We start from the raw sequence: 21,424 nt of genomic DNA, 5'->3' as shown, positions 1-21,424 counted from the left end.
AGCAGGGGCGACAGGTGGGTCAGTGTTCACGGGCGCGATAGGCGCCCGGGGTCAGCCCCGTCCACTTCTTGAACGCTCGATGAAAAGCCGAGGGTTCGGAGAAACCCAACTGCTCGGCGATCTGTTGCAGGGACAGGTCGGCGCGCCCCAGATGATAGATGGCGATATCCCGCCGCAGCTCGTCCTTGAGTCCCTGAAAGCTCGAACCCTCCTCACGCAAATGCCGGCGCAGGGTCTGTGGGCTTATATGCAGGTGCTTGGCAATCGACTCCAGGTCCGGCCAGTTGCTGGCATCGCGGCTCAGCAGGCGCCTTAGCTGGCTGCTCAGGCTGTCGCCATCGTCCGGGCGCGACAGCAGGTTGCCCGGCGTGCGCTGGAGGAAGTGCTTGAGGGTGCGTTCGTCCTGCAGCAACGGCATGGCCAGGTAACGGCTATGGAACAACAGGCTGTTATCCGCGGCGTCGAACGCCAGTGCGCAGGGGAACATCAGGTCGTACTCGCTGCCATGGGCCGGCTTCGGGTGGCGAAAACGCACCTGTTCGAGGCGGATACGCTGGCCAATCAGCCAACTGCCCAGGCGATGCCAGATCACCAGCAAGCTCTCGCTGACAAAGTAATCCGGGTCCCAGAGATTGCTGTCGTCCAGGCTCAGGCGAGCCCATTCGCCTTCCTGTTCCAGGCGAAAAAGCGGGGCTTCGGGGAACAAACTGTAAAACAACAGGCCGCGTCTGAGCGCTTTCTCCAGGGTTGGGCTGTGGATGAGGGTGTGGCACATCATGGCGAATGTGCCGCGCTTGCTGCGTCCCTGGCCAAAGCCCAGGTATTCATCGTCCAGGACCCGCCAGATCGCCTGCACCAGGCGGCTGAACTGCTCCGGGTCCAGCCGCGCACGGGGCTCTTCGAGCAGTTCGGGGCTGATCCCCAACTGCTGGAGCAGGGGACCGTAGTCATAGCCACGACGACGGGCGCCGCCCAGGGCAGCGCGGGCGAAGTGACTGGCGATGGTGCGTTCGCGCATAAAGTCGACTCATCCGATAAGTGGCCGATAGTAGCCACGCGATCCGCGACGAACAAGGCGGATATCCGCCAAATCCGCGGGTGCATTTCAGCTCATGGGCGGAAATCCGCCAAGCGAATCAAGGGGGGCGAACCCCGTAAAAATACCTGCAAGCCGTGCTGGACAAAGGCTGTAGCAATATTTTCGGGAAATGGCACGGGCTTTGCGATAGGGGCATCAGGTCTGCCCCGCGCAGCTCGCCAAAAACAAATCCCTCCAGTGCAGGAGGGTTCGCGCTTTAGGTCTCGCCACGCTCGGATGGATGAAGCGGGCGGTACTCTTGAGGAACTTCGCAATGACGACTCGTCAGCCACTGTACAAATCCCTGTATTTCCAGGTGGTCGTAGCCATCGCTATCGGCATCCTGCTCGGCCACTTCTATCCCCAGACCGGCGTGGCGCTCAAGCCGCTGGGCGACGGCTTTATCAAGCTGATCAAAATGGTCATCGCACCGATCATCTTCTGTACGGTGGTCAGCGGGATCGCCGGCATGCAGAGCATGAAGTCGGTGGGCAAGACCGGTGGTTATGCACTGTTGTACTTTGAAATCGTTTCGACCCTGGCGTTGCTGATCGGCCTGGTCGTGGTCAACGTCGTGCAGCCGGGTAATGGCATGCATATCGACGTTGCAACCCTGGACGCTTCGAAAGTCGCCGCCTATGTGACCGCTGGCGCGGACCAGAGCATTGTCGGCTTTATCCTCAATGTGATTCCGTCGACCATCGTGGGTGCTTTCGCCACCGGCGATATCCTGCAAGTGCTGATGTTCTCGGTGATTTTCGGTTTTGCCCTGCATCGCCTGGGTGACTACGGTCGTCCGGTGCTGGACTTTATCGATCGCTTCGCCCACGTGATGTTCAACATCATCAACATGATCATGAAGCTCGCGCCGCTGGGTGCCCTGGGCGCCATGGCCTTCACCATCGGTGCCTATGGCGTCGGTTCGCTGGTGCAACTGGGCCAGCTGATGATCTGCTTCTACATCACCTGCGTGGTGTTCGTGGTGGTGGTGCTCGGCGCCATTGCCCGGGCCCACGGCTTCAGCGTACTGAAGCTGATCCGTTACATCCGTGAAGAGCTACTGATCGTGCTGGGCACCTCGTCGTCGGAGTCGGCGCTGCCACGCATGCTGATCAAGATGGAACGCCTGGGCGCGAAGAAATCCGTGGTCGGCCTGGTGATTCCAACCGGCTACTCGTTCAACCTGGACGGGACTTCGATCTACCTGACCATGGCGGCCGTGTTTATCGCCCAGGCGACCGACACCCACATGGACATCACCCATCAGATCACCCTGTTGCTGGTGTTGCTGCTGTCCTCCAAAGGCGCGGCGGGTGTGACCGGTAGCGGCTTTATCGTACTGGCGGCGACCCTGTCGGCCGTTGGCCATCTGCCGGTGGCCGGCCTGGCGCTGATCCTGGGGATCGACCGCTTCATGTCCGAAGCCCGTGCCCTGACCAACCTGGTGGGCAACGCCGTGGCGACCCTGGTCGTGGCTAAGTGGGTCAATGAGCTGGATGAAGACAAGCTGCAGACCGAGCTGGCTTCCGGCGGTCGTGGTATCGCCGACGAGCGCGCCACGGACGACCTGGGCGTAGCCGAAGGTCCAGCGCCAGCGACCCTCAAGTAAGTTCCAGACGTCACTGAAAGCCCATCTTCGGATGGGCTTTTTTGTGCCTGCGATTCGAGCGTTTGGGTCACTGTGCATGAGCGGCGGGGTGATTGCCGGCAGCGCTCGGGTTGCCTAGGCTATGGGCTTCTCGGGATGGAAAAAGGCGTACCCATGCACGGTCCACTGGCCTCACTCAAGGTTCTCGATTTCTCTACGCTGCTGCCGGGACCGTTCGCCTCGTTGCTGTTGGCCGATATGGGCGCCCAGGTGCTGCGTATCGAATCGCCGACACGTACCGACCTGCTGCGGGTGCTGCCGCCATTCGATGGCGGAGTCAGCGCCAGCCATGCCTACCTCAACCGCAACAAGCGCAGCCTGGCGCTGGACCTCAAGCATCCCGAGGCGCTGGAAGTGGTTCGCCAGTTGGTGCTGGAATACGACATCGTGCTCGAACAGTTTCGCCCGGGTGTGATGGAGCGCCTGGGGCTCGGCTATGAAGCACTCAAGGCGCTGAATCCGCGGCTGATCTACGTTTCCATTACGGGCTATGGCCAGAGCGGGCCCTACCGTGACCGCGCCGGGCATGACCTCAATTACCTGGCCCTGGCCGGCGTGGCCAGCCATACCGGGCGCCGTGACAGCGGCCCGCTGCCGTTGGGCGTGCAGGTCGCCGATGTGGCGGGTGGCTCGCTGCACGGGGTGGTCGGCCTGCTGGCGGCGGTGATTGCCCGCCAGCACAGCGGCGAGGGGCAGTGGGTGGATGTGAGCATGACCGACTGTGCCTTCAGCCTGAATGCCATGGCGGGTGCTGGCTACCTGGCCTGTGGTGTGGAACCGGAGCCCGAAGGGCAGTTGCTCAATGGCGGCAGTTTCTACGATTACTACCGCAGCCGGGACGGTCGCTGGCTGTCGGTGGGCAGCCTGGAGCCGGTCTTTATGCAGCGCCTGTGCACGGCGCTGGGTTGCCCCGAACTGGCGGCGCTGGGCTTGTCGCCCAAGGCCGAACAGCAACAGGCGCTCAAGCAGGCCTTGCAGGTGGCGTTCGAACGCCATGACTTTGCCGAACTCTGCGCGCTGTTTGCCGAGCTCGACGCTTGCGTCGAGCCGGTCTTGAGCCTGGGCGAGGCGGTGGCCCATCCGCATCTGCAGGCACGCGAGCTGGTGACGCAGGTGCCGCGCGAAGGCGCCAGCCCGCAGGCGCAGATGGCGTGCCCGTTGAAGTTTTCTGCCGGGTTGGCGGCTCCCCGCCATATCGGTGTGGCGCTGGGCGCCCATAGCGAGGAGGTATTGCGTGAACTGGGTTACAGCGAGACGCAGGTGGTCCGGTTGCGCGAGGCCGGGGTGCTGGGTTAAACCGCGCTACTCGATCCGGGTTTCCCCGCTGAACACCAGGGTTTCCCGGCAGCGTCGGCACAAGTAGCGCCGGCCCTGGCGGACCAGGTTGTGGCGCTGGGCCGAGAACGGGAAGTCGCTGTTGGCGCACGGGCAGCGGTAGATATAGCGGGTGACGCTACGACGCTTGATCGCATAAGTGTGGCAGCGATTGGGCGGCAATTCGTAGACCCCGCGCATGATCAGTTGCCACTCCTCGCCGTGGGGCTGGATCCGGTCGCCGAACAGTTGATGGGCAATCAGGTGGGCCACTTCGTGAGCCACGGTCTGCTTGAGGAAATCCTCGCTGTTTTCCCGATACAGCTGCGGGTTGAAGCGCAGCAGGTTCTCATGCAGGTGGGCAACGCCGGCCTTCTGGCCACGCAGCTTGAGGCTGACCAGGGGGCGCTTGAAAGGACGTTTGAAAAAGGCTTCGGCTTGTTTGAAACAGTCTTCGACACGGGTATTGAGTGACTCGGGCATGCTTGACGGCTCTCCAGTACGGGCGAGTATGCCGCAAATTCCGGGTTTTCCGAATCCATCAGCCGCCCGACGGTAATCCGCACATGAAAAGGCCGCCCTGGGGCGGCCTGTGCGGGCGCATGCCCGTGGCTAGTTGGTGTATACCGGGCCGACGCCCAGGCCCCAGACAATCACGGTAAACGCCATGATCGCCACCAGCACCACCAAGCCGACGGCCAGGACCGAGCTGGAAAACAGGAAGCCTTCATCCGAGGGTATGTTCATGAACGTCGGCAGGCCGACATACAGCAGGTACACCGTGTAGCAGATGGCTGCGGTGCCGACGATCATCCCCAGCCACATATGCGGGTACAACGCCGCAAGTCCACCGATAAACAGTGGCGTAGCTGTGTAGGTCGCGAAGGCGACGCAACGGGCCAGGCTGGGGCTGGCGTCGTAGGTGCGGGCCATCCAGTGGACAAACGCGGCCATGACCGCGACACCACCGAGCATGGCCAGGTACGACATGACGGTCATCCACAGTGCGCTTTCAACCGTCAGCATGACCGGTGCGCGACTGCCGATGACCCAGCCGACCTGGGTCGTGCCGATAAAGGCAGAAACCGCCGGGATCGCGGCGAGGATCAAGGTATGGGTGAGGTACATATGGCTGATGCTTTCTTCGGCATCGCCGCGGATTTCGCGCCACTCCTGATCAGGGTGGGTGAAGAGTCCCACTACGTGATGGATCATGCCAGTCACTCCTATTGTTATTGCCATCGCCCCCCAAAGGAGCGCTTACGGGCCAATCAGCCGAGCAAGCCAAGGTTTTTCACGACCTTACTGGCGAGTATAGAAAGGCTTGGCCCATGTGAGTCGTGGCCTTTAGAGCAAATCGCGCTGTCGGCCCGGCTGTTAATCGCATTAGCTGATTATCCGCGGGGTTCTCGTCCATTTTTCCGCCGGGTGGGGGTGACAGGCGGTAGGGCGGCCGGGGCGCAGCGCTTTTGTCCGCCAGGATTTTTGCAGGTAAAATCCCCGGCTTTTCGTCATATCTCGCGGACTTCAGGCGCTATGGGCACTCTTTCGGTCAACCAGAACAAATTGCAGAAACGGCTTCGGCGCCAGGCCGGCGAGGCCATTGCCGACTTCAATATGATCGAGGAGGGTGACAAGGTGATGGTCTGCCTGTCCGGCGGCAAGGACAGCTACACCCTGCTCGATGTGCTGATGCACCTGCAGAAAGTCGCCCCGATCAAGTTCGATATCGTTGCCGTGAACATGGACCAGAAGCAGCCGGGCTTTCCCGAGGACGTGCTGCCGGCCTACCTGCAAAGCCTGGGCGTCGAGTACCACATCGTCGAGAAGGACACCTATTCGGTGGTCAAGGAATTGATCCCCGAGGGCAAGACCACCTGCTCGCTGTGCTCGCGCCTGCGTCGCGGCACGCTGTACACCTTTGCCGATGAAATCGGGGCGACCAAAATGGCTCTCGGTCATCACCGCGACGATATCGTCGAAACCTTCTTCCTCAATATGTTTTACAACGGCTCGCTCAAGGCCATGCCGCCCAAGCTGCGCGCCGACGACGGACGCAATGTGGTGATTCGCCCGCTGGCCTACTGCAATGAAAAGGATATCCAGGCCTATTCCGATCTCAAGCAGTTCCCGATCATCCCCTGTAACCTCTGCGGCTCCCAGGAGAACCTGCAGCGCCAGGTGGTCAAGGAAATGCTGCAGGAGTGGGAGCGCAAGACGCCGGGGCGCACCGAAAGCATTTTCCGCGGCTTGCAGAACGTCGTGCCGTCCCAGTTGGCCGACCGTAACCTGTTCGACTTCACCAACCTGCGTATCGACGAAACCGCGGCCTCGCGTTTCGTCAACGTGGTCAATCTGTGACTCAAGGCTGAACCCCGGCGCTGTTCGGCGCCGGTCCCCGATGACCTACAGGAGAGGGCATGCGCGACTACAAATGGCTGCATGAATTCTGTCTGAACCGCTTTGGTTCGGCAGCCGAGCTGGAAGCCCATCTGCCAGTGCCCAAGACCGCCGAGCAACTGCGTCAGGTCAGCGACGATCGTTATCTGTCGACCCTGGCCCTGCGGGTTTTTCGGGCAGGGCTCAAGCACAGCCTGGTGGATGCCAAGTGGCCGGCCTTTGAAGAAGTGTTTTTCGGTTTTGAGCCGCAGAAGGTGGTGCTGATGGGCGCCGAGCACCTGGAGCGACTGATGCAGGATACGCGGATTATCCGCCACCTGGGCAAGCTCAAGAGCGTACCGCGCAATGCCCAACTGGTGCTGGATGTGGCGAAGGAGAAGGGCAGCTTCGGCGCGTTTCTCGCCGACTGGCCGGTCAACGATATCGTCGGGTTGTGGCAGTACCTGGCCAAGCACGGCCATCAGTTGGGTGGGTTGTCGGCACCGCGCTTCCTGCGCATGGTCGGCAAGGACACCTTCGTGCCGAGCAACGATGTGGTGGCCGCGCTCAATGCCCAGGGCATCGTCGACCGCGTGCCGAGCAGCCAGCGTGATCGGGCGATCGTTCAGCAGGCCTTCAACCAGTGGCAGGCCGAAAGCGGCCGGCCGCTGTGTCAGATCTCGATGATGCTGGCCTATACCGTCAACCATTGAAAACTGGCCCCGTGACGACGGTCCCGGGGCCGGACGTTCACGCCGCCTCGGGGCTGGCTTGTGCAACGCTACTGGCCTGGCCCTGGTGGCCATACACGGCGGCAGGCTCGGGGAACAGCGTCAGTAGGCTCAGGTACACCACCGAAGCCAGGCCCAGGGTCACCGGTAGGCTGATATCGATACCTTCGGCCAGGTTACCCAGCGGGCCGACAAACTGCCCCGGCAGGTTGACGAAGCACAACCCCACCAAAGCGCTGGGGATCCAGGCACCCAGGCCGCGCCAGTTCCAGCCGTGGGTGAACCAGTAGCGGCCGCCCTGTTCGCCACGGGTGAAGACCTGCAGGTCATCGGGGCAGTAGAAACCGCGACGCTTGAGCAGGCCGATAATCATGATCACCATCCAGGGCGTGGTGCAGGTGATGATCAGCACGGCGAAGGTCGACACGCTCTGGACCAGGTTCGCGGCAAAGCGCCCGATAAAGATAAAGGCAATCGACAGCACGCCAATCAGCAGCGTGGCCCTGACCCGCGACAGTGCCCGGGGAAACACGCTGGACATGTCCAGCCCGGTGCCATAGAGCGCCGTGGTGCCGGTGGACATGCCGCCGACAATGGCGATCAGGCAGACCGGCAGGAAAAACCAGCTGGGTGAAACCGCCAGCAGACCGCCGACATAGTTGTTCGCGGCAATATAGTCCGGCGCCTTGATCGCGACGATGGTGGCGGTGCACAGGCCAAACATAAAGGGGATCAGGGTGGCGACTTGCGACAGCAACACGGCCAGCATGATCCGCCCCTTGGAGGTATGGCGCGGGATATAGCGCGACCAGTCGCCGAGGAATGCGCCGAAGGAAATCGGGTTACTCATGGCCACCAGCGCCGCGCCGATAAAGGCGGCCCAGAAGCCGGGCTGGCCCAGGCCGACAGACCCGGAAAAGTGCACATCGAAGGTGCCGGAGAAGGCGAACAGCCCCAGCAGGAATAGCAGGCTGGCACTCCAGACCGCGACCTTGCTGACCCACAGCAGAAAGCGAAAGCCATAGATGCAGACGGTCAGCACCAGGATCGCGAACACGCCATAGGCCAGGCCCAGGGTCAGGTCGGTTTCCGGCAGGCCGACCAGGCGCTTGGCCCCGCCGATCAGGGCATCGCCGGAGCTCCACACCGACAGCGAGAAAAACGCGATGGCGGTCAGCAACGACAGAAATGAACCGACGATCCGTCCGTGTACGCCAAAGTGCGCGCCTGAAGACACCGCATTGTTGGTCCCGTTGAGCGGGCCGAACAGGCCCATGGGCGCGAGGATCAGCGAGCCGACCAGCACACCCAGCAAAATCGCCAGGGCTCCGGCCTGGAACGACAGGCCGAACAGCACCGGGAAGCTGCCGAGCACGGCGGTGGCAAAGGTATTGGCGCCGCCGAAAATCATCCGGAAGAGATCGGTCGGTCGAGCGCTGCGTTCGTGGTCGGGAATCTGTTCGACCCCGTTGGTTTCAATGGCACTGAGGCTTGTTTCGTTGTTTTTGTTATTCATCACCAGCTCCGATTATTGAAGTGCGCCCCTCGTGTGGGGGCGTCACTGGCTTGGCTAAGGGGGTGGCAGCCCTTCCGGCATTGCGGATAAATGTTCATGGCAGGCCAGCCAGCGGCCTTGTTGTTCTCGGCGAAACACAATGGTCTCGCGCTCCTGGCTAAACAGTTGCTCCCCCTGCACGCGCAACTCGGTGGCCACGTCATGCAGGAAAATCGCCACATCACCCTGCAGGCTGACGAAGGCATTGCTCGACGTGCACGACAGCACTTCGAAACCGTCCTCACAGCGCCAGCGGTCCCACAACGCCTGGTAGGCGGCGCGTGACAACAGCGGCTGGTCGAGGGTGTGGAACACGAAGCTGGCGTCGACGCTGAACGCAGCGAAGTAAGCTTCGCGATCATTGCGGGCAAAGGCCTCGACCAACTGGGCCGCGGCTTGGAGTACGGAGTGCTGTTCGTTCATGGTCGCTCCTCAGCGATGGACTACGCCGGGAAGGACGCAGAGCATCTCGTAGAGCAGATTGGCGCCGAGCAGCGAGGTGTTGCCGCTGGTGTCGTAGGGCGGCGAGACTTCTACCAGATCGCCGCCGATCAGTTCGAGGCCCTGGCAACCGCGGATAATCTCGATGGCCTGGATGGTGGTCAGCCCACCGATTTCCGGCGTGCCGGTGCCGGGGGCCCAGGCCGGGTCGATCCCGTCGATATCGAAGCTCAGGTAGACCGGGCCGCCGCCGACCTGTTCGCGGACCTCGGCCATCAGTGGCGCCAGCGAGCGGTGCCAGCACTCTTCGGCCTGGACCACGCGAAAGCCCTGCTTGCGGCTCCAGTTGAAGTCTTCGGCGGTGTAGCCCTGGGCGCGCAGGCCGATTTGCACCACGCGGTCGCAATCGAGCAGGCCTTCTTCCACGGCGCGGCGAAAGGTGGTGCCGTGGGCGATTTTCTCGCCGAACATATGGTCGTTCACGTCGGCATGGGCATCGATGTGCACCAGGCCGATTTTGCCGTGCTTTTTATGCAGTGCGCGCAGGATCGGCAAGGTAATGGTGTGGTCGCCGCCCAGGGTCAGGGGAATGACCGGGTGCTGGAGAATCTCGTCGTAGGCTTCTTCGATGATGCGCACGGCATCGAGCAGATTGAAGGTGTTGATCGCCACATCGCCGATATCGGCCACCGACAGCGAGTCGAAGGGCGCAGCCCCGGTCGCCATGTTGTAGGGGCGGATCATCACCGACTCGGCGCGGATTTCCCGGGGGCCGAAACGGGTGCCGGCGCGCAGCGACGTACCGATATCCAGCGGGACGCCGACAAAGGCGACATCCAGGCCGGCGGCGCTGGTCAGGTGGGGGAGGCGCATCATGGTGGCGATGCCGCCGAAGCGCGGCATTTCATTGCCACCCAGGGGCTGGTGAAGAATCTTGTCCACGGCAGTGGCCTCACTCTGGCTTTTTATAGTTGTAGGTTGCGCGGCGCACGGGGCGGTCTGCGCGAAACCGATGGAGGCCGATTTTGCAAAAGCCGCTGGCCGGGAAGAATCCCTGGGGGTAAATACTTAGTTCAGAAATTTCTAAACTAATGCCGGGCACTTCGATAGGCTCACCCGGTGCTCAGTTCCGGCGTGCTGTCCGGTTGTCACCCCCCCTTTTTCGGAGCCGCCATGGCCAGTGCATTGCCCGATCTCAAGCTGTTGCGCATCTTTGTCAGCGTGGTGCGCCATCAGGGCTTTGCCAATGCCCAGCACGAGCTGAACCTGTCGACCTCGGCGATCAGCACTTATATGAGCCAACTGGAGAGCGCGCTGGGGCTGGTGTTGTGTCATCGCGGCCGGGGCGGGTTCAGCCTGACCAGCAAGGGCGAGTTGTTCCATCAGGAGACCCTGCGCCTGCTGGGCGAACTCGAAGGCTTCGAGCAGTACGCCGCGGCGCTCAAGGGCGAGTTGCGCGGCACCCTTAACCTGGGCGTGATCGACTCCACGGTCAGCGACCAGGCGCTACCGTTCGCCCAGGCCATTGGTGCCTACAGCCAGGAGCATCCGGCGGTGCATTTGCATCTGTCGGTGATGAGCCCTTACGAGTTGCAACTCGGTGTGCAGGACAATCGCCTGGACCTGGCCATCGGTGCGTTCAGTACTCGCATGAGCGGGCTGCTCTACCAGCCGCTCTACCGCGAGCAGCACTGGCTGTATTGCAGCAATCGGCATCCGCTGTTCAACGAGCGGCGTATTCCCGAGCTACTCATTACCCAGCAACGCATGGTCGGGCGGGGTTACTGGAGCCAGGCCGAACTGGCGCGCCATGGCTTCAAACGTAGCGCGGCGACGGTGGAGAGTATGGAGGCGCAACTGATCCTGGTGCTCTCCGGCGCCTATATCGGTTACCTGCCTGAGCACTATGCCCAGGCCTGGGTCGACAAGGGCGATCTACGTGTTTTGCTGCCCGCGACTTTCGGCTACCAGGCACCCTTCTCCATGATCGTTCGTCGGGGCCGTAGTCGCGAATCGCTCATCCAGACTTTCCGGGAGCTGCTGAAAAGTCATCTTAATTCCGCCTAATTTTTTTATTAATTTGTCGTAAGTTGATGAGATATAAATAAATTATGTAATTACTTATTTTTTTTATGGCTTTTTAGCACTTCCTAGAGCTTTAGCTACACTTTGCTCAGGATGAAGATAATTCATTCTGCTTAAGATGAATTTACATTCATTATAAAAAGCAGGTATCGCACGATGCGTACGAATCTTCCCGTGACTGATCAGGAAAGAACCTTCCCCGCCGATCAACGCCTCATTTCCACGACCGACCTCGATAGCCATATCACTTACTGCAATGAAGCCTTTGTGGCCATCAGTGGTTTTACCCACGAAGAGCTGATCGGTCAGACCCATAACCTGGTGCGCCATCCGGATATGCCCCCTTCGGTATTTGCTCATATGTGGGAGACCATCCGGCAGGGGAAACCGTGGATGGGGGTGGTCAAGAATCGTGCGAAAAATGGCGAGTACTACTGGGTCAGTGCCTATGTGACGGCCATTTATGAAGGCGGGAAGATCAGCGGTTACGAGTCGGTTCGTTCGGTGCCCAGTCGCGCGCAGATTCGCCGTGCATCCAGCCTTTACGCGCGGTTGCGCGCCGGTAAGTCAGCGGTCTCGCCGGCGACTCGGGTGCTGCAGGGGCTGGCGCATGGATGGCCTTTCATGGTGACCGGGCTGGTGTTTGTCGCCAGCTACTACCTGCTTTCCGGGGTGCTGGCACTGGTCGTGCCGATGCTGGCGCTGGTTGCGGCCTGGCTGCTGAACGAACGGCGCCAGCGCCGGACGGTCCAACAGACCCTTTCCGAACATCCCAAGGCTTTCAGCAGCCCCTTGGTCGCGCTGACTTACAGCGATAGCCCGGGCATGCAGGCGCGCCTGGACCTGGCGATGTTCAGCGAGGAAGCGCGATTGCAGACGGCCCTGACCCGCTTGGTTGACGCGGGTATCAGCGTCAAGGAGCGGGCTGCGCAGTCGTCCAGCTTGTCTGCTTCGCAGGCCGAGTTGCTGGATCGCCAGCGCAATGAAACCGATCAGTCGGCCACCGCCATCGCCGAGATGGCCGCGACGATCCAGCAGGTTACGCACAACGTCCAGGACACCGCAGCCGCGGCGGCCGATGCGGACAAGCTGGCGCGCGAAGGCAGTGGCCTGGCGGGGCAGAGTTTGCAGGCCATGTCGCAGATGAGCCAGGCCGTCAGCGAAATCGGCCAGGCGGTCAATGCCCTTGCCGAGGAAACCCAGTCCATTGGCAGCGTTGCCGACGTCATCACCTCGATTGCCGAGCAGACCAACCTACTGGCGCTCAATGCCGCAATAGAAGCGGCGCGTGCGGGCGAGCAGGGGCGCGGTTTTGCCGTGGTGGCCGATGAAGTGCGCTCTCTGGCCATGCGTACCCGGGCGTCTACCGAGCAGATTCATCAGATCATCAGTTCCCTGCAAAACGGTGCCGAGCGTGCGGTGCAGACCGCGAGCCGTGGCGAACAGATATCGCGCGACAGCGTCAGCAGTGTCGAGGCAGTGCAAGCGGCATTGGTGGGCATCTCCCAGGCGGTTAACCGTATCAGTGGCATGAGCCAGCAAATGGCGACGGCCTCCGAGCAGCAGACCCATGTGGCCGAAGATATCAACCAGCAGATCACCCGTATCGCCCAGCTCTGCGACCACAGCGCCGGCCAGGCCCGCGAAGGGGCGCAGATCAGCCTGGAACTGGAAAACATGGCCGAATACCTGCACCGCCTGGCCGAGCGCTTCAGCCGATAAAGGTCGCGGCAAGCTGCAAGCGACAAGTTTTAAGCGCTATGAACCTTGGAGCCGGCCGCTTAAAATTTATCGCTTGCAGCTTATGGCTGCCCCGCCAGGAGCTTTTGTGTCTATGTCTCGCCCCCGCTGTGCGCGTTGCGCACGTCCGCTCTCCCATTGCCTGTGCGCGCTGATTCCGCAACTGGACAGCCGGACCCGGCTGCTGGTGCTGCAGCACCCCAGTGAGGTCGAGCATGCGTTGAATACTGCGCGGCTGGCGGTGCTGGGGCTCAACAATGCGTGCTTGGCGGTAGGCGAGGTGTTCGAGGACCTGGCGACGTTGCTCAATCCGCCGGGGTATCGAGCCTACCTGCTGTTTCCGGGGGAGGATGCACAGCCGTTGCAGGCGTGCACCAGGGTGGATGATGAGTTGGCGGTCCTGCTGGTCGTGCCTGATGGCACCTGGAAAAAGGCGCGCAAATTGCTGCACCTCAATCCGCTACTGGCGGCCCTGCCTCGGGTGACCCTGGCCGAGGGTTCGGTGTCGCGATATCGCTTGCGCAAGGCACCCGGGCCGGGGGCGTTGTCGACCCTTGAAGCGATCGTACAGGCCCTGGACGTATTGGAGGCGCCGGCCTCGTTCGCGGCATTGCTGGCCCCGTTCGAGGCATTGATCGAAGGACAGATTGCGGCCATGGGCGAGGAAACCTACCAGCGTAATCATCTCGGCCAGGCGAGAGGCGAAAGCGTGTAGCCGTTGCCCCTAGGCAACGTCCGGACGCAGCGCGTGGGTAAACCCTTGATTGGCCCGTGCGGCGTATTCGCAGGCCCCTGACGGTACTGCTGCAAGGGCCTAGCGTTCACGCAAGGCTTCGGTACGGGCCTTGAGCACTGGCTTGAGCAGGTAGTCGAGCACGCTCTTCTCGCCGGTAATGATGTCCACCGTGGCAATCATTCCGGGAATGATCAGCAGCGGCTTGTTGTCGCCACCCAGGTGGTTTTTGTCGGTACGCACCTGGATCAGATAGAAGCTGTTGCCCTTGTCGTCGGTAATGGTGTCGGCGCCGATCAGTTCCAGGCGCGCACTCAGGCCGCCATAGATGGTGTAGTCGTAGGCACTGAACTTGACCATGGCTTTTTGCCCAGGCCTTAGAAAGGCGACGTCCTGGGGACGGACCCTGGCTTCGATCAGCAGGTTGTCTTCCAGGGGCACCACTTCGACCATGTCGCTGCCCGGCTGGACCACGCCGCCAATGGTATTGACCTTCAATTGCTTGACGATGCCATAGACCGGCGAGACCACGGTGGTGCGGCTTACCCGGTCATCAATGGCAATGCTGGAGGCCGCCAGCTTGGACAACTCCGTGCGTTTGTCGTTGAGTTCCTTGGCCGCGTCCGAGCGAAAGCTCTGCTCCGATTCGTCGATCTTGCTCTTGATTTCATTCATCGCCGATTCGGCGCGGGGGATCGCCAGGGTGGTGGCATCCAGTGAGCCGCGAATTTCCACGGCGCTGCGTTTGAGCCGCAGAATCTCTACCGGCGAAACCGCGCCGGTGTTCACCAGCGGTGCCGACATATTCATTTCCTGTTGCAGCAAGCCGAGGCTGGAGCGGTATTGATCCTGCTTGGAACGAAACTCCGCCAGTTCCTGGGTCTTCTGGCGCAACTGTTCGGTCAGGGTCCGTTGTTCGCTGCTCAAGCGGCGCTGGCGTTGCAGGTACAGGGACTTCTCGTCCTCGGCGACCTGGGGGGCCTTGGCAATGACTTCAGCCGACAGCTCGAACGGCCGGCCCTCGGCTTCGGCGGCGAGGCGTTCGACCTTGGCCGTCAGGGCATAGCGGTCAGCCTCGCTTTCCCCCTTGTTCGAGAGAAAACGCGTGTCGTCGAGGCGCAGGAGGGTGTCGCCCTTGTTCACCGTTTGGCCCTCGTGCACCAGGATTTCGGTGACGATGCCGCCTTCCAGGTTCTGGATCACCTGAACCTTGCTGGAGGGGATGGCCTTGCCTTCACCCATGGTCACTTCCTCGAGCACGGCAAAGCGCGCCCAGACCAGGGCCGTGACAATCAGCGCGGCCGCCAGCCAGACGGTCAGGCGCGACAACCGTGGCGAGTCCTCCAGGGAGGCGCCGGCCACCTCGGGCAGAAACTCGCTCTCGGCGCTTTTGCCCAGGCTCTTCAGATACCCGCGACCTTCGGTGCTAGCCATGGATTCCCCCTAGACCGCGGCCGAGCCAACACGGCCCTTGCGCAGTGCATCGATCACCACGTCCTTCGGTCCATCGGCGACGACACGTCCATTGTCCAGCACCACCAGGCGATCGACCAGGCTAAGCATGGACGTGCGGTGGGTAACCAGCAGCAGGCTCTTGCCTTCGATCAAGGTGTGCAGGCGTTGGCGCAGGGCATCCTCGCTGCTGTTGTCCATGGCACTGGTTGGTTCGTCGAGCACCAGGATCGGTGGGTCCAGCAGCAGGGCCCGGGCCAGTAGCACGGCCTGGCGCTGCCCCCCGGACAGCAACTGGCCACGCTCGCCCACGGGGCGGTCGAAGCCGGCCGGATGCTGGCGGGCCAGCTCGCTGACGCCGGTCAATTCAGCGACTTCAAGCATGCGCGCGTCGCTGACGTAGCGCGCGCCCAGGGTCAGGTTGTCGCGCAGGCTGCCGGCCAGTAATGGCAGGTCATGGGCGACATAGCCGATCTGCTGGCGCAGGTCGGCGATATCCACTTGGCGCAGGTCCAGGCCGTCCAGCAGCAGTTGCCCCTCATCCGGGGCGAAGAAGCCCATCACCAGGCGTGCCAGGGTGCTTTTTCCCGAGCCGCTGCGGCCGATAATGCCGACCCGTTCGCCAGGCTGCAGGCTGAAGCTGACATTGGCCAGGGCCGGGGCACTCTGGCCGGGATAGCGAAAGCTGACCTGGCTCAGGGCCAGGGCGCCGTGCAACTGGGTGCGCTCCAGCGGTCGCTTGCCGGTTTCACGCTCCTGGGGCAGGGCCATCAAGGCATCGGTACTGCGCATGGTCAGTTGGGCCTGTTGATAGCGGGTGATCAGCCCGGCGATCTGCCCCAGCGGCGCCAGCACGCGACTGCCGAGCATGTAGCAGGCGACCAGTGCGCCGACACTGAGATTGCCGGCAATGATGCTGTAGACCCCGGCGACAATGGTCGCCATGCCGGAGAATTGCTGGATGAACAGCGTGCCATTGGTGGCCAGGGCCGAGAGGTTGCGCGCGTGGCTATCCAGGCGGGTCAGGGCGCCGTGGGTGTGTTCCCAGCGGTGCTGGCGTTCGCTCTCGGCGCCGCAGGCCTTGAGTGTTTCCAGGCCACCCAGGGTCTCGATCAACAGCGCCTGGCGCTCGGCGCCCAGGCTCAGGCTTTTCTGCACGGTGTCGCGCAGGCGCACCTGGATCATCAGGGCAAAGACAATGGTGATAGGGAAGGCCAGCAGCGGGATCACCACCAGCCAGCCGCCGAGAAGGCCGATCACCACCAGCATCAGCAGGGCAAAGGGCAGGTCGATCAGGCTGGTCAAGGTCACGGCGGTGAGGAATTCGCGCAGGCCCTGGAAGTCGTGGATGCTCTGGGCGAAGCCGCCAATGGTCGAGGGCCGGGCTTTCATGGCCATGCCGATGATGCGCTCGAACAGCGTGGCGGACAGGATCACATCGGTCTTCTTGCCGGCCTGGTCCAGCAGGTGGGCACGGACCACGCGCAGCACCAGTTCGAAACCGGTGCCGATCAACAGGCCGATGCTCAGGACCCAGAGGGTCGAGGTCGCCTGGTTGGGCACCACCCGGTCATAGGTTTGCATCACGAACAGCGGGACCATCAGGCCCAGCAGGTTGATCAGAAAGCTGGCGAGGATCGCGTCGCTGTAGAGCCAGCGTGACAGTTTCAGGGTGTCGCGAAACCAGGCTTCGACCCGCGGTACCAGGGGGCTGCGCAGGTCTTCGAGTTCATGACGCGGGCGAGCGAACAGCGCCTGGCCGCTGTATTCGGTGGCCAGTGCGGCGGTGTCGACCCACTGTTCGCCGCCTTCGGCTTCACAGGGCAGGATCAGCGCCCTGGCGTCGTCGCCCCAGCGGCGTAGCACGGCGCAGCGACCGTCCTTGAGGATCAGCAGCACGGGCAGATTGAGCGGGGAAATCGCCATGAGGTCACGGCGCAGCAGGCGTGCCTGCAAGCCGGCCCGGGCGGCTGCGCGGGGCAGCAGCGCGAGGCTCAGGCGTTGTTCGGGGAGCGGTAGGCCTGCGCTGAGGCTGCTGCGGCTGACGGGACAATCGTGCAGCTTGCACAGGATCAGCAAGCCATCGAGCAGCGGGTCGTCGAAGCTCAGGCGTGGGTCGACGCCTGAGTTCGCGGGTTCCATTCGGGTCAATTGAGGTGGCTCCCGTGGTGGGGATGACTACTTCATGTCCGGCAGCCGAGCTTCGTTTCTCACCTCGGTCTGGGCAATGGCTTCAGCAGGCAGCACCACGTTCTGCTTGCGCAGTAGTTCGCCCATATTGGCCAGGACCCGGTACATCGAGAACTCCTCGGTGTAGCGGACTTCGGTGTAGCGACGGTTGGCGTTGTACAGCTCGTTTTCGCTGTCGAGCACATCGAGCAGAGTACGCTGGCCCAGGCCGAACTGGTCCTGGTAGGCGGCCCGCACGCGGGTGGTGGTCTCGGCGTATTCACGGGCAGTCGGGGTCTGGATTCGGGCGTTCTCCATGGCGTGCCAGGCCAGGGACATGTTCTCGTTGACCATGCGCAGCGCGTTGTTGCGGATGTCCATGGCCTGGTTGATTTTGTGCGCGTCCGACTGCAGGCGTGCCTTGTCGCTGCCGCCGCGGAACAGGTTGTAGTTCATCACCACGCCGACCCGCCATTCATTGTCATGACCTTCCTGGCCCTGCTGGTTGTTGTTGGCGCCTACGGCAGCCTCGGCGTCAAAGCGTGGGTAGAACGGCGACTTGGCGACCTCGTATTGTTTTTCGGCGGCCTGGACATCGGCCTGGGCCGATCTCAGGTACGGGTTGTTTTCCAGCATGCCCTGGCGGGCTTCGACCAGGCTCGGTGGCATCTGGCCCTTGATGGACGCGGGGGCTTCCAGCTCGTCGGGCATCCGGCCGACGGCGCTGAAGAAGTTCGACTCGGCATCGCTCAGGTCGACCAGCGCGGTCTGGTAATTGTTTTCCGCCAGGGCGCGCCGTGCTTTGGACTGATCGAGGTCGGCGGTGCTGCCCACGCCACGTTCGCTGCGCAGGCCGATCTGATCGTTGACCCGCAGGTGGGCCTGCAGGTTGTTCTTGGCCAGGGTCACCAGTTCGCGACGCTTGAGCACTTCGAGATAGACCTCGATGGTGCGCAGGCCCAGGCTTTCGGCAGTGCCCTGGGCGTAATAGGCGCGCGAGTTGACCACGGCCTGGGTGCGGCCGACTTCATTGGCGGTGTTGAAGCCATCGAAAAGCATTTGCCGCAGGCGCAGTTCCGACTGGGTGTAGTTCAGTGTCTCGGTATGGTGTTTGCCCAGGGCACGGGTATTGGTGTTGTCGCTATAGCCCCGGCCATAACCGGCGTTCAGGTCCAGGCTTGGGTAGAAGCCGCCCTTGGCGAACTTCACATCCTCATCGGCCGACAGGCGGTTGTTCTCGCTGGCCTGCAATTCCGGGTGCGTGGCGATGGTGCTTTGGATGGCTTCGGTCAGGTTCATGGCCTGAGCCTGGGCACAGGCCATCGCTAGCAGAATCGCGCTGTAGAGCGGGCGTGTGACGCGCATGAGGTACTACTCCCTGTTCTTAATGGTGCCAAGTGTTTGTCAAGAAAATGACGATATTTTTAGGTCAAACCGTTTCAGGCTTGTAACAACAGAGCTAAGAACATCTGGAGACGGAGCTAAGAAGAATTTGTCATAACGCTTATGCACAAAAAAACTTATGCGTCTGGCGTAATCCACGACATTGTTCAACTCAAGGGGCCCGGTTTTTACTGGCCTCTACGAGTTTCTGGCGGAACCTGAAAGGTTCCATCTCATAGGTGAAAAAGCAGGCGGAGAAGCCGCGGAGGAGATGGAACGGCATTGCTCATGGGTGACGTTTTTTTGTCACTTCCCAGTTTTAGAGTGATGTCGCTGCTCGTGAAGTGAGGTTGTCCGCGCCGGGATGCACGCGGTTGCATTGACGGGCCTGCGGCCTAAACAACCCACATGACGAGGGGCCAGCGGGGCAATGAAATGGGCGAGGGAACGTTGTTTACCTTTGCGTAAATAGCTGTTGGTCAGGAGACCGGCCAAGCTTTCCGGGTACACCGTAGAGACTTTTCTGCACAACCAGAGGCTGTTCGCAGCTGGCGGTGGAGGAGTGGTTATGGCTCAGTTAATCGGTGTGGTGAGCAAAGTGATCGGTCAGGTGTTCGCGGTGGAGCCGGATGGTAGCCGCCGCCCCCTGGCCGAAGGGGATCGGTTGTTTGCGGGTGAGCAACTGGAGACCGGTGCGTCCGGCGCGGTAGCGGTCAGATTGAGCGACGGCGGCGAGCTGACGCTGGGCCGCGCAAGCAGCCTGCACTTGAGCCCGCAATTGCTGGCCGAGCATGCTCCACACGTCAATGCCCCTGAAGCGGTCACGCCCAGTGAAGCGCAACTGACTTCGGTGGAAAAACTCCAGGCAGCCATTGCTGCCGGTATCGACCCGACCCAGGACGCTGAAGCCACCGCTGCCGGCCCGAATGGCTCGACCGCGACCGGCGAGCTGGGCGGCGGCCATTCCTTTGTGTTGCTGACCGAGGTGGCGGGTCGTGTGGACCCGATTATCGGTTTCCCGACGGCGGGTTTTGGCGGTATCCCCGAGTTTGTCGATAGAAGGGTGGCGGCTACTCCCGAGGACAACAGTGCCGCGCCGAGTCCTCCTGACCGGCCTGTCATCCTGACCGGGCTGGCGGTGGAAGGGGGCGAGTTGACGGTCAATGAAGCCGACCTGCCACAGGGCTCGGTCAATGCGCCGGGCCTGTTGACCCAGCAGGGTACCTTCCAGGTCTCGGCGCCCGACGGGCTGAGCAATTTGTCCGTGGGCGGCATCCAGGTCTACAGCAATGGCGCGCCCAGCCAGACGCCGCAGTTCCAGGCTACGGCCCACGGCATTCTGACCATCACCGGGTTCAATGCGAGCACGGGGACGGTCAGCTACACCTACACCCTGGTCGCCAGTGAAACCCATCCCGATGGGAGCGGGACCAATAATCTGCCCGAAAGCTTTGCGGTGCATGCCACCGACAGCAATGGCAGCCAGGCCGATGCGAGCCTGGATATCAACGTAATTGATGATGTGCCTACGGCCAGGGCCGATACGGCGCAGGGGATCGAGGGCGCGACGATCACCACACTGGTGCTGGACAACGATACCCGGGGTGCTGACGGCGCGACGGTGGTCGGCGTCAAGGCCGGTGACCAGATCGAAAACCTGGACAGCGGTTTGAACACCGTAATCAATGGCACCTACGGCACATTGACCATCAATGCCGCAGGCGTTGCCGTTTACCACAGCACGCCCAATGCCATCACGCCCCCCGGCGCGACGGATGTTTTTGTCTATACGATCCGTGATGGCGATGGCGATCTAAGCAGCACCACCTTGACCATCAATATCACCGATAGCGGCCTGACTGCCCAGACCGATAGCGATGTGAAGGTCTATGAAAACGCGCTGGACACCAGTAAGGACGGCGCGGATCTGGCCGCAGGTACGGTCACCGGTAGCGACTCAACCAGCACGGCAGAAACCGCCAGTGGCAATCTGGTCGACTCCACCTCGGGCGGCACCGGTCCGTTGATCTTTGCTCTGGTCGGCAGTGATACCGGTAGTTTTGGGCAGATTCATATCAATGGTGACGGTACCTACACTTACACCCTGACCTCGCCGGTGACCAATACGCCCAACGGCGATAACGGCGCCAATATCGCGCTCAATGAAACTTTTACCTACTCGGCGACTGATGCCCTGGGCAATACAGTCAACGGCACGATCCAGATCAGCATCGTCGACGATGTGCCCACCGCCAAAGCGGATACGGCCCAAGTCACAGAGGGCAATAGCGTCACCACCAATGTGTTGGGTAACGACACTTTGGGCGCCGATGGTGCGGTGGTGATCGGCGTTAAAGCCGGGAGCCAGACCGCCACTGTCGATACCGGTTTGAATACTTCAATTACCGGTACCTACGGTACGCTGACTTTGAATGCAGCAGGTGTGGCGGTCTATCACAGCAACCCTAACGCGGTAACGCCGCCCGGTGCGAGTGATGTGTTCACCTACACGATTCGTGATGGTGACGGTGATCTGAGCACCACTACCTTGACCATCAATATCGCCGATAGCGGCCTGACTGCTCGGACCGATAGTGATGTGAAGGTGTATGAAAATGCGTTGGATACCAGCAAGGATGGTATTGACCTAGCAGGCGGCACGGTTACGGGCAGCAATCCCGCCAGTACTGCGGAAACGGCCACGGGTAATCTGGTC

General features: G+C 61.8%; 17 protein-coding genes and 1 pseudogene. 9 read left to right on the top strand and 9 right to left on the bottom strand.

Going from position 1 to position 21,424, the window contains the following annotated elements; all coding sequences use genetic code 11:
• Positions 1 to 19: 19 nt before the first annotated feature.
• The gene (locus NPS46_RS13960) at positions 20 to 1,018 is read right to left on the bottom strand and encodes an AraC family transcriptional regulator (RefSeq protein WP_274108113.1); all 999 of its coding nucleotides are present in this window, start codon (positions 1,016 to 1,018) and stop codon (positions 20 to 22) included.
• A 334-nt stretch (positions 1,019 to 1,352) separates the two neighbouring features.
• Between NPS46_RS13960 and NPS46_RS13955 the strand changes: the two genes are divergently transcribed.
• Together NPS46_RS13955 and NPS46_RS13950 are read left to right on the top strand one after the other, a co-directional pair.
• On the top strand, positions 1,353 to 2,687 hold the full coding sequence (locus NPS46_RS13955; RefSeq protein WP_274108112.1) for a dicarboxylate/amino acid:cation symporter: 1,335 nt from the start codon (positions 1,353 to 1,355) through the stop codon (positions 2,685 to 2,687).
• A 153-nt stretch (positions 2,688 to 2,840) separates the two neighbouring features.
• Positions 2,841 to 4,022 carry a CaiB/BaiF CoA transferase family protein gene (locus NPS46_RS13950; protein WP_274108111.1) on the top strand — a complete coding sequence of 394 codons (1,182 nt, stop codon included), beginning with the start codon at positions 2,841 to 2,843 and terminating at the stop codon, positions 4,020 to 4,022.
• 6 nt (positions 4,023 to 4,028) lie between these two features.
• On the opposite strand, the gene NPS46_RS13945 is transcribed toward NPS46_RS13950, so the two are convergent.
• Positions 4,029 to 4,523: a SprT family zinc-dependent metalloprotease gene (locus tag NPS46_RS13945; RefSeq protein ID WP_274108109.1), complete on the bottom strand. Its 495-nt coding sequence runs from the start codon at positions 4,521 to 4,523 to the stop codon at positions 4,029 to 4,031.
• Positions 4,524 to 4,652: 129 nt separating this feature from the next.
• Entirely contained in the window at positions 4,653 to 5,255 is a 603-nt protein-coding gene (locus NPS46_RS13940; protein ID WP_274108107.1) for a Yip1 family protein, read from the bottom strand.
• Positions 5,256 to 5,576: 321 nt separating this feature from the next.
• Between NPS46_RS13940 and ttcA the strand changes: the two genes are divergently transcribed.
• Complete coding sequence (gene ttcA, locus NPS46_RS13935) at positions 5,577 to 6,401, top strand: tRNA 2-thiocytidine(32) synthetase TtcA (RefSeq protein ID WP_274108104.1); 825 nt, start codon at positions 5,577 to 5,579, stop codon at positions 6,399 to 6,401.
• A 59-nt stretch (positions 6,402 to 6,460) separates the two neighbouring features.
• Positions 6,461 to 7,132 (top strand): DNA-3-methyladenine glycosylase I, encoded by a 672-nt coding sequence (locus NPS46_RS13930; RefSeq protein WP_274108102.1) that lies wholly within the window; start codon positions 6,461 to 6,463, stop codon positions 7,130 to 7,132.
• Between the two features lie 37 nt (positions 7,133 to 7,169).
• Here the strand turns inward: NPS46_RS13930 and NPS46_RS13925 are convergent, their stop codons facing one another.
• The 3 genes from NPS46_RS13925 to speB are packed head-to-tail and all read right to left on the bottom strand — an operon-like array spanning position 7,170 to position 10,088.
• Positions 7,170 to 8,666 (bottom strand): purine-cytosine permease family protein, encoded by a 1,497-nt coding sequence (locus NPS46_RS13925; protein ID WP_274108100.1) that lies wholly within the window; start codon positions 8,664 to 8,666, stop codon positions 7,170 to 7,172.
• A gap of 54 nt (positions 8,667 to 8,720) precedes the next feature.
• The gene (locus NPS46_RS13920) at positions 8,721 to 9,128 is read right to left on the bottom strand and encodes a YybH family protein (protein ID WP_274108098.1); all 408 of its coding nucleotides are present in this window, start codon (positions 9,126 to 9,128) and stop codon (positions 8,721 to 8,723) included.
• A gap of 9 nt (positions 9,129 to 9,137) precedes the next feature.
• Entirely contained in the window at positions 9,138 to 10,088 is a 951-nt protein-coding gene (gene speB, locus NPS46_RS13915; protein WP_274108096.1) for an agmatinase, read from the bottom strand.
• A 231-nt stretch (positions 10,089 to 10,319) separates the two neighbouring features.
• Here speB and NPS46_RS13910 point away from each other — a divergent pair, with 231 nt between their 5' ends.
• The 4 genes and pseudogenes from NPS46_RS13910 to NPS46_RS13900 all read left to right on the top strand — a co-directional run bounded on the left by NPS46_RS13910 (position 10,320) and on the right by NPS46_RS13900 (position 13,686).
• Positions 10,320 to 11,213: a LysR family transcriptional regulator gene (locus tag NPS46_RS13910; protein WP_274108094.1), complete on the top strand. Its 894-nt coding sequence runs from the start codon at positions 10,320 to 10,322 to the stop codon at positions 11,211 to 11,213.
• A 174-nt stretch (positions 11,214 to 11,387) separates the two neighbouring features.
• Positions 11,388 to 11,702, top strand: a pseudogene (locus NPS46_RS25380) (PAS domain-containing protein); the annotation flags it as partial.
• 222 nt (positions 11,703 to 11,924) lie between these two features.
• Positions 11,925 to 12,953 carry a methyl-accepting chemotaxis protein gene (locus NPS46_RS13905; protein ID WP_425312743.1) on the top strand — a complete coding sequence of 343 codons (1,029 nt, stop codon included), beginning with the start codon at positions 11,925 to 11,927 and terminating at the stop codon, positions 12,951 to 12,953.
• A 112-nt stretch (positions 12,954 to 13,065) separates the two neighbouring features.
• Positions 13,066 to 13,686: a tRNA-uridine aminocarboxypropyltransferase gene (locus NPS46_RS13900; RefSeq protein ID WP_274108092.1), complete on the top strand. Its 621-nt coding sequence runs from the start codon at positions 13,066 to 13,068 to the stop codon at positions 13,684 to 13,686.
• A gap of 99 nt (positions 13,687 to 13,785) precedes the next feature.
• On the opposite strand, the gene NPS46_RS13895 is transcribed toward NPS46_RS13900, so the two are convergent.
• Genes NPS46_RS13895 through NPS46_RS13885 form a run of 3 tightly spaced genes read right to left on the bottom strand, consistent with a single transcriptional unit; the run spans position 13,786 to position 18,690 of the window.
• Positions 13,786 to 15,138 carry an HlyD family type I secretion periplasmic adaptor subunit gene (locus tag NPS46_RS13895; RefSeq protein ID WP_274108091.1) on the bottom strand — a complete coding sequence of 451 codons (1,353 nt, stop codon included), beginning with the start codon at positions 15,136 to 15,138 and terminating at the stop codon, positions 13,786 to 13,788.
• A 9-nt stretch (positions 15,139 to 15,147) separates the two neighbouring features.
• Positions 15,148 to 17,307 (bottom strand): type I secretion system permease/ATPase, encoded by a 2,160-nt coding sequence (locus NPS46_RS13890; RefSeq protein ID WP_274108090.1) that lies wholly within the window; start codon positions 17,305 to 17,307, stop codon positions 15,148 to 15,150.
• A gap of 27 nt (positions 17,308 to 17,334) precedes the next feature.
• Positions 17,335 to 18,690, bottom strand: coding sequence for a TolC family outer membrane protein (locus NPS46_RS13885; RefSeq protein ID WP_274108089.1), 1,356 nt, complete (start codon positions 18,688 to 18,690; stop codon positions 17,335 to 17,337).
• Between the two features lie 586 nt (positions 18,691 to 19,276).
• Between NPS46_RS13885 and NPS46_RS13880 the strand changes: the two genes are divergently transcribed.
• Positions 19,277 to 21,424: retention module-containing protein (locus NPS46_RS13880; RefSeq protein WP_274108087.1), on the top strand; the 2,148-nt coding region annotated here is incomplete at its 3' end.

The sequence above is a fragment of the Pseudomonas putida genome, assembly GCF_028682395.1.
GTDB lineage: Bacteria > Pseudomonadota > Gammaproteobacteria > Pseudomonadales > Pseudomonadaceae > Aquipseudomonas > Aquipseudomonas putida_AB.
Note: the sequence above shows the minus strand (reverse complement) of the source record. Positions and strands in the feature narration are given on the sequence as shown.